Annotated in this window: 10 protein-coding genes and 1 pseudogene; 6 read left to right on the forward strand and 5 right to left on the reverse strand. The window is 45.2% G+C overall.

What is annotated here, in order from left to right:
• Positions 1 to 78: 78 nt before the first annotated feature.
• Positions 79 to 1,332: an ABC transporter permease gene (locus tag BEL04_RS00710; RefSeq protein WP_256389251.1), complete on the forward strand. Its 1,254-nt coding sequence runs from the start codon at positions 79 to 81 to the stop codon at positions 1,330 to 1,332.
• Here the strand turns inward: BEL04_RS00710 and mazG are convergent, their stop codons facing one another.
• The gene (gene mazG / locus BEL04_RS00715; RefSeq protein ID WP_065999130.1) at positions 1,333 to 2,136 is read right to left on the reverse strand and encodes a nucleoside triphosphate pyrophosphohydrolase; all 804 of its coding nucleotides are present in this window, start codon (positions 2,134 to 2,136) and stop codon (positions 1,333 to 1,335) included.
• Positions 2,137 to 2,234: 98 nt separating this feature from the next.
• On the opposite strand from mazG, the gene BEL04_RS24545 reads away from it, so the two are divergent.
• The 3 genes and pseudogenes from BEL04_RS24545 to BEL04_RS24550 all read left to right on the forward strand — a co-directional run bounded on the left by BEL04_RS24545 (position 2,235) and on the right by BEL04_RS24550 (position 2,977).
• Positions 2,235 to 2,555: a hypothetical protein gene (locus BEL04_RS24545; protein ID WP_254659499.1), complete on the forward strand. Its 321-nt coding sequence runs from the start codon at positions 2,235 to 2,237 to the stop codon at positions 2,553 to 2,555.
• Positions 2,556 to 2,569: 14 nt separating this feature from the next.
• Positions 2,570 to 2,710 (forward strand): annotated as a pseudogene (locus BEL04_RS24730) (ankyrin repeat domain-containing protein); the annotation flags it as partial.
• Positions 2,711 to 2,728: 18 nt separating this feature from the next.
• The gene (locus BEL04_RS24550) at positions 2,729 to 2,977 is read left to right on the forward strand and encodes a hypothetical protein (protein WP_254659500.1); all 249 of its coding nucleotides are present in this window, start codon (positions 2,729 to 2,731) and stop codon (positions 2,975 to 2,977) included.
• On the opposite strand, the gene mnmD is transcribed toward BEL04_RS24550, so the two are convergent.
• From mnmD to BEL04_RS00740, 4 genes are all read right to left on the reverse strand, one after another.
• Positions 2,969 to 3,649: a tRNA (5-methylaminomethyl-2-thiouridine)(34)-methyltransferase MnmD gene (gene mnmD, locus BEL04_RS00725; protein WP_065999131.1), complete on the reverse strand. Its 681-nt coding sequence runs from the start codon at positions 3,647 to 3,649 to the stop codon at positions 2,969 to 2,971. The two genes, BEL04_RS24550 and mnmD, sit on opposite strands and share 9 nt — an antisense overlap.
• Positions 3,650 to 3,722: 73 nt before the next feature.
• Complete coding sequence (locus tag BEL04_RS00730; protein ID WP_065999133.1) at positions 3,723 to 5,054, reverse strand: rhodanese-like domain-containing protein; 1,332 nt, start codon at positions 5,052 to 5,054, stop codon at positions 3,723 to 3,725.
• 207 nt (positions 5,055 to 5,261) lie between these two features.
• Positions 5,262 to 5,726: a DUF6265 family protein gene (locus BEL04_RS00735; protein ID WP_065999136.1), complete on the reverse strand. Its 465-nt coding sequence runs from the start codon at positions 5,724 to 5,726 to the stop codon at positions 5,262 to 5,264.
• A gap of 127 nt (positions 5,727 to 5,853) precedes the next feature.
• Positions 5,854 to 7,917, reverse strand: coding sequence for a M13 family metallopeptidase (locus BEL04_RS00740; RefSeq protein WP_139112887.1), 2,064 nt, complete (start codon positions 7,915 to 7,917; stop codon positions 5,854 to 5,856).
• A gap of 395 nt (positions 7,918 to 8,312) precedes the next feature.
• On the opposite strand from BEL04_RS00740, the gene BEL04_RS00745 reads away from it, so the two are divergent.
• Positions 8,313 to 11,015: a valine--tRNA ligase gene (locus BEL04_RS00745; RefSeq protein WP_065999138.1), complete on the forward strand. Its 2,703-nt coding sequence runs from the start codon at positions 8,313 to 8,315 to the stop codon at positions 11,013 to 11,015.
• A 129-nt stretch (positions 11,016 to 11,144) separates the two neighbouring features.
• A complete protein-coding gene (locus BEL04_RS00750) occupies positions 11,145 to 12,959 on the forward strand; it encodes an ATP-binding protein (protein WP_065999139.1) in 1,815 nt (604 codons plus the stop codon).
• The last annotated feature ends 54 nt before the right edge of the window (positions 12,960 to 13,013 follow it).

Consider the following 13,013-nt stretch of genomic DNA (forward strand, 5'->3'; position numbering starts at 1 on the left):
TTTATTTGTGGGGATTTAAAACGATGTTATTTCGGTAAATTAATAACGACTGCAAAATTCGCCATCAATTCTGCATCTTTGCTAAAGTACAAAAATAAAAATTTCTGCCGCTTGAATTTCGCCTCGTTCATAGCTTCACGTATATCGTTCCGCTCAAAGCGTACTTTTTCAAAACTCATTGTGCGCATTGCTATTACGGGTATTATGCTGGGATTGAGCGTGATGATCCTTTCGGTAGCTATCGTAAAAGGGTTTAAAAAAGAAGTTGGCGACCGTATCCAGGCTTTTGCGGGCGATATCCGCATTTCTAAGGTCGATCTCAATGCCTCGTTCGAGAATACGCCTTTTAATGATAACGATACACTGGTGAAACGCTTACTGGCTGACAAACAGATCACTAAAGTGATGCCATTTGCTACCAAAAACGGCATTATCAAAGCTAAAGACGAGATCGAGGCTATTATTATGAAAGGCGTCGACCGCTCGTACGACTGGTCGTTCTTAAAACAAAGATTGACCACCGGCCGGGTAATCGACTTTAGCGATACTACCGAATCAAAGCAGGAGATATTGATATCTCAGTATACGGCCGATCGCCTCAAACTAAAACTGGGCGATAAGTTTGTGATGTATTTCATTCAGCAGCCACTAAAAAAACGTCCTTTCAAAATCGTAGGCATCTTTGACATGGGTGTTGAGGAAGTGGATAAAACCTTTGCCATTGGCGACCTTGCCCTGATACGCCGCCTGGATGACTGGCACAAGAATCAGATAGGTGGTTATGAGGTGCGTACCCGGTATTTTGAGAATATCGAACAGGCGGCTGCCTCAGCAAATAACGTGTTACCGCCCGACCTGAAAGCATTTACTATCACCGAAACCTATGCCAGTATTTTCGAATGGCTAAAGCTGCTCGACGTTAATACGCAGGTAATCCTGGTATTGATGCTGGCAGTGGCTGTTATCAATATGATATCGGCTTTACTGATCATGATACTGGAGCGCACCAGCATGATCGGTATGATTAAAGCCATGGGCGCAACCAATATGGCTATCCAGGAAATATTTATGATCAACGCCTTTTACCTTATCGGCCTGGGTATGATACTGGGTAATTTACTCGGTCTGGGTGTCTGCATATTGCAATATCAGACACACCTGTTCAAACTCGACCAGGCATCTTATTACATGACCTTTGTGCCCATCAGTATTAACTGGCTCGATGTGGTTTTGATCAACGCCGGTACTTTATTTGTCTGCCTCCTGGTGCTCATTGTTCCGTCGATGCTGGTTACGCGTATATCGCCTGTAAAAGCTATCCGGTTTAAATGATCAGGTACGCTTTGCCTCTTCCCAAAAAACATCCATTTCGGCAAGGGTCATATCGCGTAACTGCTTACCGCTTTCTTTCGCTTTGTTTTCGAGGTATTGAAAGCGTTTGATAAATTTTTTGTTGGTTTTCTCGAGCGCGTTTTCAGGGTTGATATCGATAAAACGCGCATAATTGATCAATGAAAACAACAGGTCGCCAAACTCACCTTCGGCTTTTTCATGGTCTATTTTTTCTTCGCTTGTCGCATTAAACTCGTTGCGAAACTCGCGCATTTCTTCTTCAACCTTTTCCCAAACCTGGCTTTTTTCTTCCCAGTCAAAACCCACGCCGCGGGCTTTTTCCTGTATGCGCGATGCTTTGACCAGGGCCGGCAGTGATCCCGGTACACCGGCCAAAACCGACTTGTTGCCTTCTTTCAGTTTCAGCTGTTCCCAATTGCGTTTTACATCTTCCTCGTTCTGCACTTCCACATCGCTGTAAATATGCGGGTGCCGGTGTATCAGCTTTTCGCAGATGCCGTTCAAAACATCGGTAATATTAAAATCGCCGGTTTCGCTGCCTATTTTGGCATAAAAAACCAGGTGCAGCATAATATCGCCCAGTTCTTTTTTGATCTCCTGCATATCGCCGTCCAGTATCCCGTCCGATAGTTCGTAAGTTTCTTCAATGGTGAGATGGCGCAAACTTTCCATAGTTTGTTTCATATCCCACGGACAGTTGGCGCGCAGATCGTCCATAATGGCAACCAGGCGTTCAAAAGCGGTGCCGGGGGTTTGTGCAGATGCAGGAGGTATTAATGGCATGGCACGAATTTCACGAATTAAATCGGATTTTCACGGTTAGTAGTTAGCAATTTTTTGTTTGATTTTTTCAGTAACTTTAACTAACATCAGACAATAAAATGCCCGATTACAATCAATTACTGAACGATATTGAAGTACATTCCATTGCTGGGATACGACGATATTTTGAAGAAGGCGGGAACCCCAATGAGGTACATGGCAATATGCCGCTTTTTACCACCATGGTGGAGATGTATACACGCACGCCCCGGTTTAAGGATTGCGTTAAGGTTTTTGTAGAATACGGCCTGAAATTTAACGACGCACCCCTGCTTGCGGTATTAGCAGACGATGCCGCTAAGCTGGATGCACTGCTAAGTTCAGATCCGCCGCAGGTGAAGAGCGCCGAGAGCTTTTTAATAATGCCTACACGCCGCTAACAGGCGGTACGCTGCTGCATGTTTGCGCCGAATACAATAGTGTAGCCTGCGCCAAAGTACTGGTAAAGCACGGTGCCGATGTAAATGCCCGTGCCGGTGTGGATGAATACGGTTTTGGCGGGCACATGCCTATCTTTCACACCGTAAATCAAAACAGCAATAACTCTGCAGATATGCTGCATTTTTTGTTGGAGCACTCAGCCGACTTAACGACTACCGTTAAAGGATTGATATGGGGCAAAGGTTATGAGTGGGAAACTTTTATCCCGTCGGTAAACCCGGTAAGCTACGCCATGATGGGTTCGTTGCCGCAAATGCACCGCCGGCAGGAAACTGTGGCCGAAACGGTATCGCTATTGATTAAATATGCTTACGGAATTGATTACACTCCGGTAAACGTGCCGAATGCTTATTTAGGATAGTTTTGTTGCCCGCAGCATTTCGCGTTTGCCTGCCGCGCCGGGTACTTTTTCAATTGTACAGCCAAGCGCTTTGAGCATCCGTTTTAAATTGCCGGTAATAGCGTAGGTTACAAATACGCCGCCGGGCTTTAAAAAACTGATGGTATGCGATATCGCCTCTTCGTTCCACATTTCGGGCTGGTTGGCCGACGCAAAGGCATCGAAGTAGATCACATCAAACTGCCGGTCGCTTTTGTACTCCATTAAGCGCAAGGGAGCAGTATGAAGTTTTATATTGGGATTCAGGTTGATAAGCTCTTCCAGGGATGCCATATATCGCTCCGTAAACGCCTTCCATATCGCCGTTGATACATAAGCGTCATATCCCGTTTGGCCGATCATGTTTTCATCAAGTGGATAGGCTTCGATACCTACATAATCAAGTTGGGTGCCCTTGGCAGTACACCAATCAGCACTAAGCAAAAAATTAAGCCCGGTACCAAAACCAACTTCAAGTATCGAAACTTTTTTGTCTTGCCGGTACGCCAAAAAATGTTTTAAACCTGCATTTAAAAACACGTGTTTGCTTTCCTGCAGGGCGCCGTTGCGGGAATGATAATTTTCGCCAATCTGCGGGTTGTAAATGGTTTTTGAACCGTCGGCGGTGGTGACGAAATAATTTTGTGAGTCCATAGCTGATAGTCCATAGTCAATAGTTTTTTCTTTCTGCTATGGTCTATGGACTATCGACCATGGTCTTAATAATTTAAGAAAACGAACGAATCGCTTCCCCTAAATCATACACCGGTACGGCATTAATGGCGGTTGCGATAATGCTGCTGCCCGCTGCCGACCGCGTGCCTCCGGCGCAATGCACCATAACGGGTTTATCGGTCGGTATTTCGCTCAGGCGTTCGCGTAATTCGGGTAAGGGGATGTTTATGGATTTTTCAAAAACTTTTCGGGTTTTAACCTCGCTGTCATTACGCACATCAACAATAGTATAGTCGCCCGCATGCGCTGTGAAATGTTCAACGTCAGCAACAGCGCCCCTGGTAACGGCAGTTACCGGGTTTAACAAAACAGCCTTTATATTTTGCTCGTAGCCTATTTTGGCCGCTTTTTTTAACACAGCATCGATGACTTCCTTGTTTTCAACCACCAGGTAAAAAACTTCATCAGGGTTAATGATTGATCCCAACCAGGTTTCAAACTTACCGCCATCGGGTATGTTGATCGCGCCTTTGATGTGGCCATTTACATATTGCTCCCTGGGGCGGGCATCAACCACAGTACCTTTTTCAGGTACTGCGCCGGCATCTAAAAACGGAACGGCTGCAATGCTCTCAGCTAAAGTTTTGGCGCCGTGTTTATTCATATCAACATCGTAACCAAAATATCGCGGAATAAAGGGCTGGTCCTCGGTCAGTGTTTTTACAAACTGCAGTTCGCTCATCAGTTGCAGGGCGTAGTTATTACGTAACTCATTGCCTATAGTGCTCTGTAGCTCCGGGCTTAAATTTTTTCCGCATAACGACCCAGGGCCGTGTGCCGGGTAAACTACCACATCCCCGGGCAGAGTCATCAACTTTTCGCGGGTGCTGTGGTACATCTGCCGGGCAAGGTCTTCTTTTTGGGCGTGGATATTACCGGCGTTTTCTCGCAGGTCGGGCCGGCCCACATCGCCGACAAAAAGCGTATCGCCGGTAAATATGGCCTTTTGTACATTAAACTCATCTTCGACAATAATGCATATCGAATCGGGCGAATGGCCCGGGGTGTTGATAGCTTTCAATGTCAGGTCGCCAAGTTCGATGCTGTCGCCATCGTCAAAACCCTTGTGGGGGTAATCGGCGCCAACCAGCTTACTTACATAGATATCGGCCCCGGTTTGCTGATGTATTTCGAGGTGCGAGCTCACAAAGTCGGCATGCGGATGAGTTTCAATTACCGCAACGATCCGTGCACCATGCTCGGCAGCCAGATCATAATAAGGTTTGGGGTCGCGGGCAGGGTCGATAACCGCCATTTTGCCCTGGCTGATCACACCGTAAGAAGCATGCGCCAGCCCTTTATCATAAAATTGATGAATGATCATTTAGTGGCAAAGATAAATATTATGTGCAGATGTGTAAATGTACAGATGTGCAAATGACTTTATACCAACAAGACAATCAGGGCAGGGGGGATAAAGTAAGAAATATTTGCAGCTATGTTAATAAGTCATCCAGGTTAAACTTCGCGTTTGATAGTAAAAATACGCAAAAAAACGTGCAAAATCAAGCTTCCTGCCTCAAGCTTCCGGCTATTTCACCCTGTGATAATAAAAATCCTGCTTAACATACTTTCCTTTATATTGCCCGTCGATCCAGGCATGCAGCGAATCTGGTTTTACCAAATGATAGATCACCCTTTGCGGGAAATCGTGCTCCGGGTTGCTGAAGATAAATTCGCTATTTACAGAGCTGATCAGTTTAAAAGGTACAGGTTTACCGCCATTTTCATTTTTAACGGTTGGGATATAATAAATACCATCGCTCTTTTTGATCAGTTGCACTTTCTCCAGCCAGGTAGTATCTTTACCTTTAATCTCGTAGCCTGTGCTTTGCAGTTCGTTGGCGTTCATCTTTTTCCAGCTTTCGCCGATAGTGCCCTTTTTTGTTTTCATTTCCCATTTTCCGGCAAGCAGGTATAAGCCTTTAATGCCGGGTGATTGCGCGTAAGCAACGGAGCAAATAAGTAGAACGGCTAACAGCAAATACTTTTTCATGATGGGTTTATTTGATAAATAAATATAGTAAAAAGACGATTAGCAATAAGAAAGCCCTTTCGATTTATCGAAAGGGCTTTAAAAACTATAGGCTCAGGACTTTTGACTCAAGACTAACGACTTGGCGTTACCAAACCTTGATCCTGTCGGCAGGGGCTTTGTACATTTTATCGCCGGGTTTAATGTCGAATGCGTTGTACCAGGCATCCAGGTTAACAACGGTGCCATTGGTGCGGTATTTACCTGGCGAGTGCGGGTCGGTCATCAGCTGTTGTGCCAATGCTTCGGGGCGGATATCACCTCTCCATACCTGTGCAAACGACAGGAAGAAACGCTGATCGCCGGTAAAGCCATCAATCTTGCCGTTGCCCTGGCCCTGTTTGGTTTTTTTGTAAGCTTCGTAAGCTACGTTGATACCGCCTAAGTCGGCCAGGTTTTCGCCTAAGGTTAATTTACCTTTAATGTGCATGGTATCAACCGGCATAAAACCGTTAAACTCGTCAACTACCTTATCTGTGCGCGATTTAAACGCAGCAGCATCGTCTTTTGTCCACCAGTCGCGCAGGGTACCGTCGCCATCGTATTTAGCGCCCTGGTCGTCAAAACCGTGGGTCATTTCATGACCGATTACTACGCCTATGCCACCGTAGTTAACGGCATCATCTGCACCAAAATCAAAGAACGGGAAACGCAGGATACCAGCCGGGAAAACGATCTCGTTAGCAACAGGGCTATAGTATGCGTTCACGGTCGGAGGGGTCATTCCCCAACGGGTTTTATCAACAGGTTTGCCCAACTGGCTAACGTTGTAGTTATAGCGCCAGATAGAGATACGTTTCAGGTTACCATAATAATCGTTACGGTCTATCACAACACCATCATAGTTTTGCCATTTGTCCGGGTAGCCTATCTTTACAGTAAAGGCGGCTAATTTTTTCAAAGCACGGTCCTTGGTTTCCTGGCTCATCCAGTCGACACGTTTAATACGGTCGCCTAAAGTTACTTTCAGGTTATTCACCAGGTTAACCATATATTGTTTAGCAGCAGGGGTAAAATATTTTTCTACATAAAGCTGGCCCAACAACTCGCCTAACGAACCATCAACCAAACCCGACATACGCTCGATACGCGGAGTTTGTACTTTCTGGCCGCTCAACACACTGCTATAAGCAAAAGTAGCTTTCACAAAGTCAGAGCTCAGGGCGCTGGCCGAACCTTTCAACACCTGCCAGTCGAGGTAAACCTTCCAGTCGGCCACAGGCACGCTGGTCAACAAACCGTCAATCGATTTAAAGAACGAAGGTTGCGCTACGATAACTGTATCCTGGCCGGCCATTTTTAACCTTGGTAAAATACTTACCCAATTGAGGTTTGGTGTAGTTTTGCTAAAGTCGGCCAAAGCGTATTTGTTGTAGCTGGCATTAGGGTCGCGCATTTCGATGCGGCTTTTTTGCATGCCTGCTATGGTTTTTTCGAGATTGTAAATAGTGTTGGCATTTTTTTCCGCCTCATCGGCAGGGGTACCGGTTAAGGTAAACAGGGTGGTGATATATTTTTTGTAAGCAGTCTGTATTTTAGCGTTACGCGGATTATCTATCAAATAGTAATCACGGTCGGGCAGGGTGGTACCACCCTGGCGAAACTGAACAATATTAACGTTCGGGTGTTTCGAGTCCTGGCCAACACCGACACCAAATAAAGCGCCGCCATCGCCGCTTAAACGTTCGGTTATCATCTCATCCAAAACCTGTTGTTGTGTGCTTATTTTGGCAATACGAGCCAGATCAGGCTTAATCGGGTTGTAACCTGCTTTGTCGATAGCCACGGTATCCATACCGCTGGCAAACAGGTCGCCTACACGCTGTTTCAGGCTGCCTTTGGGCTGCGCGCCCGAAGCGCTTACATCTTTTAGCAGGCTGATAAGGTTTTTGTTGTTCTCATCACGCAGCATAATGAAGCTGCCCCAACTGGTTTTATCGGCAGGGATAGCGTTTTTTTTGATCCATGCGCCATTGGCATATTCAAAAAAATCATCGCCCGGTTTTACCGACATGTCCATGTTGGCCGGGTCGATATATTTTTTATCCGGGGGGGTAGGCGGGGTCTTGCCTTTGTCGCCACCCGTGGCAAACACATTGGCCGACAGGCAAACTGCGCCTGTAAGCATCAAACTTGCTAATTTTAGTTTCATATTTAATTTAAGAGAATTTGAATTACAAATCTTAATGGCATTAAAACCGAATGTTTATCGGTTGAACCACCTGATTATCGACGATGGCTTTAGCTTATAGACAACATTACCGGATAATCTAAAAAATTGCAGGAATTTCATTTGCCAAATGTTATTTCAATTTTTAAACTAACGCTTGATATAAATATTGTAGCAGGTACAATAATAATAATTTTGAATTGAAAACTAAATTATGCCAATTTATAATTATTTATAGGGTATCACTGTAGGTTATAGCTTGGCTCATAGTCGATGGTCTATAGCTTATAGTAAGAAAAACGTTCCCTTAAAAAAGGCTATCGACCATGGTCTATGGACTATGGACTATCGTCCCAAAACGCTACTTTTGCAAAATTATGAATACTTCTAAAACGTATCAGCCTAAACAATCCGAAGATAAGTGGTATAGCTATTGGTTACAGCATGGTTTTTTTAAATCGGTGCCCGATGAGCGGGAGCCTTACACCATTGTCATCCCGCCGCCGAACGTAACCGGCGTTTTGCACATGGGCCACATGCTGAACAATACTATACAGGATGTACTGATACGCCGTGCCCGTATGAAAGGCAAAAACGCCTGCTGGGTACCCGGCACCGACCATGCCTCTATCGCAACCGAAGCCAAAGTTGTGGCTTTGTTAAAAGAGCAGGGCATCAATAAAAAAGACCTGACCCGCGAAGAATTTTTGCGCCATGCCTGGGACTGGAAAGAAAAATACGGCGGCATTATCCTCGAGCAATTAAAAAAATTAGGCGCCAGCTGCGATTGGGACCGCACCCGTTTTACCATGGATGCCGACCTGAGCGAAGCCGTTATCGATACTTTTATTCACCTTTACAAAAAAGGCCAGATATACCGGGGCGTGCGCATGGTTAACTGGGATCCGCAAGGTAAAACTGCAGTTAGCGATGAGGAGGTTATCCGAAAAGAGGTAAATCAGAAGCTTTATTATATCAAGTACCAAGTATCAAGTAGCGAGTATCAAGTATCAAGTAAAGAAAACGCAAATCAGTCTAACGACTTGATACTTGATACTAACTACTTGGTTGTAGCTACCACCCGCCCCGAAACCATCATGGCTGATGCGGCGATCTGCATCAATCCTAATGATGAGCGGTACACGCATCTCCACGGCAAAAAGGTATTCATCCCATTGATTAACCGCGAAATACCGGTTATACTGGATGAGTATGTAAGCATGGATTTTGGTACCGGCTGCTTAAAAGTTACACCGGCCCACGATCTGAACGATTACGAGCTTGGCCAAAAGCATAACCTGCCCGTTATCGATATTTTAAATGATGACGGCACACTGAGCGAAAAGGCGCAGATACTGGTTGGCGAGGACCGTTTTGCCGCCCGTAAAAAGATCGCTGTTTTACTGGAAGAAGCCGGTGCTTTAGAAAAAGTTGAAGATTACAAATCCCAGGTAGGTTTTTCTGAAAGGACAAACGCCGCCATCGAACCTAAACTCTCTATGCAGTGGTTCTGTAAGATGGACGAGATGGCCAAGCCCGCGCTTGATTATGTGTTAAAAGGCGATATCAAACTCATCCCCGAAAAGTTTGTGAACACCTACCGCCACTGGATGGAAAACGTGCGCGACTGGTGCATCAGCCGCCAGCTTTGGTGGGGACAGCAAATCCCGGCCTGGTACTTACCCAACGGTCAATACGTAGTTGCCAAAACTGCCGAGGAAGCATTAGCAGAGGCAAAGAAACTCACAACTGACAACTCACAACTGACAACTGACAACCTGAAACAGGATGAAGACGTCCTCGATACCTGGTTTTCCTCATGGCTGTGGCCGATATCTGTTTTTGATGGTTTTAAAGATCCGAATAACGACGATATTAATTACTATTATCCAACCAACGACCTCGTCACCGCTCCCGAGATCCTGTTCTTCTGGGTAGCGCGCATGATCATGGCGGGCCACGAGTTCCGTGGCGAGGTGCCGTTTAAGAACGTGTATCTTACCGGTATCGTTCGCGATAAGCTGGGCCGAAAAATGTCCAAATCACTGGGTAACTCACCCGACCCACTCGACCTGATCGAAAAATACGGTGCCGATGGCGTTCGTGTAGGTATGCTGCTGTCATCGCCTGCCGGTAACGATCTGATGTTCGACGAAAGCCATTGCGAGCAGGGCCGTAACTTTGCCAATAAAATATGGAATGCGTTTAAGCTCATCAAAGGCTGGGAACCGAATGCATCGCTTAGCAATACCAACCAGGTAAGCATACACTGGTTCGAGAGCCGTTTTAACCAGGCTTTGGCCGAAATCGAGGAACATTTCACCAACTTCCGCCTGTCGGATGCGTTGATGACCACCTATAAACTGGTGTGGGACGATTTCTGTGCCTGGTATCTCGAAATGATCAAACCGGCTTATAACCCCGACGCCGAAAAGCAGGCGATCGATCAGGAAACCTATTCGGCTACAGTTAAGTTCTTCGAAAATATTTTGAAGATACTGCATCCGTTTATGCCTTTTATAAGCGAAGAGCTTTGGCATGATGAAGTATTCGGCGAAAGAAGCGTTGCAGATTGCTGTATTGTTGCGCAATTGCCCAATATTGGGGAAATGGATGCACGCCTTTTAAATGGTGTTGAAGTGATCAAACAGTTGATAACCGAATTACGCAACCTGCGTAACGCCAGGCAACTCTCACCAAAAGAAAAACTGCCCCTAAGTATCAAGATAAATTCGGGCGCCGATTATCAGGCTTATTTGCCTGTTATTACCAAACTGGGCAACATTGAAACTATTGATTTTACCGGGGATAAAATTACCGGCGCTGCAGGCTTTATGGTAGGTACCGACGAGTTTTTTGTACAGCTGCAAAACAATATCGATGCTGACGCCGAACGCGAGCGCTTAAACGCCGAGCTAAAATATCTCGAAGGTTTCCTCAAATCGGTTAACGCCAAACTTCAAAACGAGCGCTTTATGGCCAATGCCAAACCCGAAGTGGTAGAGAACGAACTAAAGAAAAAAACCGATGCCGATACCAAGATCAGGAATATACTCGAAGGCTTAAAGGCATTAGATTAATTATTGGCAGGTTAATTGTTATATAAGTTAGGTAAGCCCATCATCAACATGCGCTATTTGTGTGTTGATGATAAAGTATTTACGCAAATTTATATATCTTTATAGTTCCATAATTATTCTATTGATTTAATGAACAGGCGGCGTATAAGTTTTTATAACTTATCAATTAAAAATATAATCTCAAGGGATGATTCTATCCTCGATCAGGCGCGTATCCGCCTGATCTATTATGGGTTGATTCTTTCGTTTGTAGGTATTTTGGCCATTCTGCCAAACGTATATAACCTGCACGAATCGATGCAGTTTACGCTGGCCGTTATTTTACTGTTCGTATTTTTCATACTTTTCAAATACTTCACCTTTATACCCGACTGGGTGGCCGTATCGCATGCCCTGCTTGCTATGGGTACGGGTGTGATTTTTTTCTCCGTTTATTTTTTGTTTCAAAGCGTAAACATCATTGTCATTCAATTGGTGCTGCTCATTATCCTTTTTGGATATTATATGCTCGATGTTACCTGGGGTACCGTTTACTCACTCATTAACCTGGCCTCGGTACTCGGTTTTTTAGTTTACGATGACGCAACCCATACGCTTACTAAATTACGACCCGAAACCATTGATGGTTATACCATGATCGTATCGGTGTTTTTTAATTTCATCATTATTATGTTTATTCAGGGGCATTTTTATAATGCTTTTGTTAAGAATATAAAAGAGCTTAAAGGCTTTGCCGATTCGGAAAAGCAACTGAACGAGAAACTTGAAAAAGCGATGATCCGTTCAGAAAAATCATCCGAGGCACAGTCAGATTTCCTTTCCACCATGTCGCACGAGATACGCACGCCACTCAACGCCGTTATTGGTATGAGCAACCTGCTGATGATGGAAAACCCGCGCCCCGACCAAAAAGAAAACCTTGAGATATTGCGCTTTTCGGCTGGTAACCTGCTTACGCTGATCAACGACGTGCTTGATTTTAATAAGATTGAATCGGGAAAAATCGCTTTCGAAAACATCAAGTTTAACCTGAACGAACTGATGCAGAATATCTGCGGCGGGCAGATGGTTAAAGCACAGGAAAAAGGTCTGGACTTCAGCCTCCATGTGGATGGGTTTTTAAAGACACGCTATATGATCGGGGATCCTACCCGTTTATCGCAGATCATTTTTAACCTCATCAGCAACGCCATCAAATTCACCAAAAAGGGCGGGGTGAAAGTGAGTGTTACCTGTGTGCAGGACAGGCACAACGAAGCTACCATCCGCTTCTCGATCCAAGACTCTGGTATAGGTATAGCCGACGATAAGATAGCCGCAATTTTTGAACCTTTTACACAGGAATCGATAACCACTACGCGCCAGTTTGGTGGCACCGGCCTTGGTTTGGCTATTGTAAAACGCCTGCTCGAATTGCAGGGTGTAAGTATTAATGTAACCAGTGAGATTGGTGTTGGTTCGGAGTTCTTTTTTGTGATGGATTTCCCGGTATCGACTGATACCCTGGTTCCCGAAGAGCCATTGCGCAATATTACTCCCGCCGAACGAGGGGATTACCCGATAGGCAATATGCAGGTACTGATTGCCGAGGATAACCCGGTTAATGTGATGCTGATGAAAAAACTCTTCAGCAAGTGGAACATTACCCCGGTAATTGCCGAGAATGGCGAACGTGCCATCGAACTGCTGCAATACGGTAATTTCGATATTATCCTGATGGACCTGCAGATGCCGGTTCTGGATGGTTTTGAAGCTGCAAAAGCTATCCGCAAAATGCCCGACCCTAAGAAAGCAACCATCCCGATCATTGCGCTTACCGCATCGGCCTTGTTCGATATTAAAGACAGGGTTTACAATGCCGGCATGAACGATTACGTATCCAAGCCATTCAAACCGAATGAGTTGATGGATAAGATGCTGAACCTGGTAATTCCGGTAAGTTAAGCACACGCCAAAGCACATAAGTCGCAAAGAAGAGTTTAAAAAGTACTTAGCGCC

The organism is Mucilaginibacter sp. PPCGB 2223, from assembly GCF_001705515.1.
GTDB lineage: Bacteria > Bacteroidota > Bacteroidia > Sphingobacteriales > Sphingobacteriaceae > Mucilaginibacter.

Excerpts from the sequence above, each read along its gene's own strand:
- BEL04_RS00730 (WP_065999133.1), bottom strand. The coding sequence starts at position 5,054 with ATGATCATTCATCAATTTTATGATAAAGGGCTGGCGCATGCTTCTTAC.
- BEL04_RS00740 (WP_139112887.1), bottom strand. The coding sequence starts at position 7,917 with ATGAAACTAAAATTAGCAAGTTTGATGCTTACAGGCGCAGTTTGCCTG.
- mazG (WP_065999130.1), bottom strand. The coding sequence starts at position 2,136 with ATGCCATTAATACCTCCTGCATCTGCACAAACCCCCGGCACCGCTTTT.
- BEL04_RS00745 (WP_065999138.1), top strand. The coding sequence starts at position 8,313 with ATGAATACTTCTAAAACGTATCAGCCTAAACAATCCGAAGATAAGTGG.
- BEL04_RS00750 (WP_065999139.1), top strand. The coding sequence starts at position 11,145 with ATGAACAGGCGGCGTATAAGTTTTTATAACTTATCAATTAAAAATATA.
- mnmD (WP_065999131.1), bottom strand. The coding sequence starts at position 3,649 with ATGGACTCACAAAATTATTTCGTCACCACCGCCGACGGTTCAAAAACC.
- BEL04_RS24550 (WP_254659500.1), top strand. The coding sequence starts at position 2,729 with ATGCTGCATTTTTTGTTGGAGCACTCAGCCGACTTAACGACTACCGTT.
- BEL04_RS00735 (WP_065999136.1), bottom strand. The coding sequence starts at position 5,726 with ATGAAAAAGTATTTGCTGTTAGCCGTTCTACTTATTTGCTCCGTTGCT.
- BEL04_RS24545 (WP_254659499.1), top strand. The coding sequence starts at position 2,235 with ATGCCCGATTACAATCAATTACTGAACGATATTGAAGTACATTCCATT.